Source organism: Micromonospora sp. D75 (assembly GCF_018070405.1).
Taxonomy (GTDB): domain Bacteria; phylum Actinomycetota; class Actinomycetes; order Mycobacteriales; family Micromonosporaceae; genus Micromonospora; species Micromonospora chalcea.
Window position 1 is genome coordinate 1 of the sequence record NZ_JAGPXV010000703.1, and the last position, 2,872, is coordinate 2,872.

Genomic DNA, 2,872 nt, shown 5'->3' on the forward strand with positions numbered 1-2,872 from the left:
CGAAGCCCTGGGTCAGCGCGTACCCGAGGTAGACCCGGTCGGCGAGCAGCGACCGCATGGTCCGGGCGGTGGCCCCCAGCCCGCCGGTGCTGCGGCGCTCGGCCGGCAGCGTCTCCGGCAGGCGCAGCGCGACCGCGACGGCCAGCACCGCGCCGATGGCGGCCAGCACCAGGAAGACGGACCGCCAGGAGCCGAACCGGAGCACCAGGCTGCCCACGCCCGGCGCCGCGATCGGCGCGACCCCGAAGACCAGGGTGAGCCGGGAGAAGTACTTCGCGGCGTCCCGGCCCGAGTAGAGGTCGCGGACCACGGCGCGGGCGACCACCACGCCCATGCCGCCGGCCAGGCCCTGGGCGAACCGGACGGCGGCCAGCAGCGGGGCGTTCGGCGCCGCCGCGCACGCCAGCGCCAGCACGGTGTACGCGACCACGCCCACCAGCACCGGGCGGCGGCGCCCCCAGCGGTCGCTGAGCGGCCCGGTGACGAGCTGGCCGAATGCCAAGCCGATCAGGCAGGTGGTCAGCGAGAGCTGGATGCCGGCCTGGTCGGCGCCGAGGTCGCGGGTCATGGCCGGGAACGCGGGCAGGTACATGTCCAGCGAGAGCGGGCCGATCGCGGTGAGCGTGCCGAGCAGCACCAGCAGGCTCGCGCCCCCGGTGGACGCGGTGGCGCCGGCACCGGTCGGGCGGGCGGCGGGCGGCGCGGCTTGACTCACGAGCGGGTACCCCCTGAAATCCGATGTGCTCGGGTACCATACCTCTGTAGTCAGAACTATTGCGATGTGAGGCGGGTGACCCCGTGTCGACGAACGAGCAGGTCGCGCGGTTCGGCGCGGTCCTCGGGGAGCTGCACCGGCTCGTGCGCCGCCGGTCCACGGCGCGCGCCGGGCGGGACCCGCTGCCCGAAGCTCAGGTGGAACTGCTCCTGCTCGTCCGGGACACGCCGGGGATCAGCGGCAAGGACGTGGCCCGGCGCCTCGGCACGGCGCCCAACACGGTGAGCACGCTGGTCCGCGACCTCACCGACGCCGGGCTGCTGGCCCGCGACCGCGACCCCGCCGACCGCCGCGTGGTCCGGCTGCGCGTCACCGAGGCCGCCCACCGGCGGATGGCCGACCACCAACGGCACCGCACCGCGCTGCTCACCGAGGCGCTGGCCGACCTCGACCCGGCGGCGCGTGACGCGATCCTGGCCGCCGCCCCGCACCTCGACACGCTGCTCACCACGCTGCGGGCACACACCCGCCCGGAACGGGACCCCCGTACGTCCGGAAACCCGGTGGCCGCCGCGCCGCCCGGGGCCGGATGATCGCCGGGTGATGCTGCACCAGGACGAGACACCTGTGGACGAGGGGATCGTCCGGGCGCTGCTGACCGACCAGCGCCCCGAGTGGGCCGCGCTGCCGTTGACCCCGGCCGGCGCCGGGACCGACAACACCATGTACCGGCTCGGCGACGACCTGCTCGTCCGGCTGCCCCGCACCGCGGAGAAAGCCGGCGCGCTGCGCAAGGAACAGCTGTGGCTGCCCCGGCTCGCGCCGCTCCTGCCGTACCCGGTGCCGGAACCGCTCCACGCCGGGACGCCGACCGCCGCCTTCCCGCTGCCGTGGTCGGTGCAGCGGTGGATCCACGGCGACGAGGTCGGACCCGGCACGGTCCGGGACTGGGCCGCCCTCGGGGCCGACCTGGCGGTGTTCGTACGTCACCTGCACGCGGCCGACCTGCTCGGCGCGACCCGCGCGGACGCGCTGAGCGGATACCGCGGCGGCAGCCTGCACCCCTGTGACACCTGGGTCAGCGCGGCGCTCGACGACTGCCGGAGCAGGATCGGCGACGAGATGGACGTCGACACCCTGCACCGGCTCTGGCGCGACGCCCTCACCCTGCCCGAACCCGCCGGCCGGCACGTCTGGCTGCACACCGACCTCAAGCCCACGAACGTGCTGGCACGCGACGGCCGGCTGTGCGCGGTGATCGACTTCGGCGGGCTGACCGTCGGGTTCCCGGACGCGGAACACGCGCCGATCTGGGACCTGCCGCCGCCGGCCCGGCACGCCTACCGGGAGGCGCTCGGTGTCGACGACGTGACCTGGGCGCGGGCCCGCGCCTGGGCGCTCGGGGTGGCGGCCAGCGGCGTCTCCTACTACTGGCACACGTTCCCGGCGTTCGTCGCCGAGTGCCGCAACCGTCTCCGCGAGATCCTCGCCGACGCCGGCTGAGCCCGGGCCGCCGCTCAGGCGGTGCCGTCGAGTTCGGCGTAGCCGCGGCGGGCGGCGATCAGGCCGGGCCGGGCACCGAACGGCGACTCGGCCGCCACCCGCTCCGGCGGCGCGCTGCCGGTGTGCCCGGCGCGGATCAGCCACGCCTGCCGCGCGAGCTGCGCGTGCTGCTCGCGGACGAAATCCGCGCCGACCGGCTCGCCGTGGCCCGGCACCACCACCGTCGCGGGCGTGGTCAGGCGCAGCAGGTCGGCCAGCGCGTCCGGCCACCGCAACGGGTACGACTCCTCGAACGCCGGCGGCCCGCTCTGCTCCACCAGATCGCCGGCCACCAGCACGTCCGCATCGGGCACGTGCACCACCAGGTCGGCGTCGGTGTGCCCGTGCCCGGGATGGCGCAGCACCACCCGGCGGCCCCCGACGTCGAGCACCGTCTCCTCGACCACCTCGTGCGTCGGCGCCCGCAGCTCGGTACGCGCCAGCTCCTGCGCCAGCGCCGGATCCTCGGCGCGCATCTCCTCGTACGCGGCGCGGCGCAGCGCGTCCGGCCGGTCCCGCAGCGCCGCCACGGCCTGCGGGTGCGCGTAGATCGCGGTGTCCGGCCCGGCCAGCGTGGCGTTGCCGAAACAGTGGTCGAAGTGGTGGTGCGTGTTC

The 2,872-nt window shown here is 75.9% G+C and carries 4 protein-coding genes; 2 read left to right on the forward strand and 2 right to left on the reverse strand.

Annotated elements, in window-relative coordinates:
• Positions 1-715: Bcr/CflA family efflux MFS transporter (locus KBX39_RS27865; RefSeq protein ID WP_210873360.1), on the reverse strand; the 715-nt coding region annotated here is incomplete at its 3' end.
• An 83-nt stretch (positions 716-798) separates the two neighbouring features.
• Here KBX39_RS27865 and KBX39_RS27870 point away from each other — a divergent pair.
• Both KBX39_RS27870 and KBX39_RS27875 read left to right on the forward strand, forming a co-directional pair.
• A complete protein-coding gene (locus KBX39_RS27870; RefSeq protein ID WP_064445345.1) occupies positions 799-1,308 on the forward strand; it encodes a MarR family winged helix-turn-helix transcriptional regulator in 510 nt (169 codons plus the stop codon).
• 10 nt (positions 1,309-1,318) lie between these two features.
• Positions 1,319-2,218, forward strand: a complete 900-nt coding sequence (locus tag KBX39_RS27875) for an aminoglycoside phosphotransferase family protein (RefSeq protein WP_209964347.1) — start codon at positions 1,319-1,321, stop codon at positions 2,216-2,218.
• A 14-nt stretch (positions 2,219-2,232) separates the two neighbouring features.
• On the opposite strand, the gene KBX39_RS27880 is transcribed toward KBX39_RS27875, so the two are convergent.
• Positions 2,233-2,872: MBL fold metallo-hydrolase (locus KBX39_RS27880; protein WP_210873362.1), on the reverse strand; the 640-nt coding region annotated here is incomplete at its 5' end.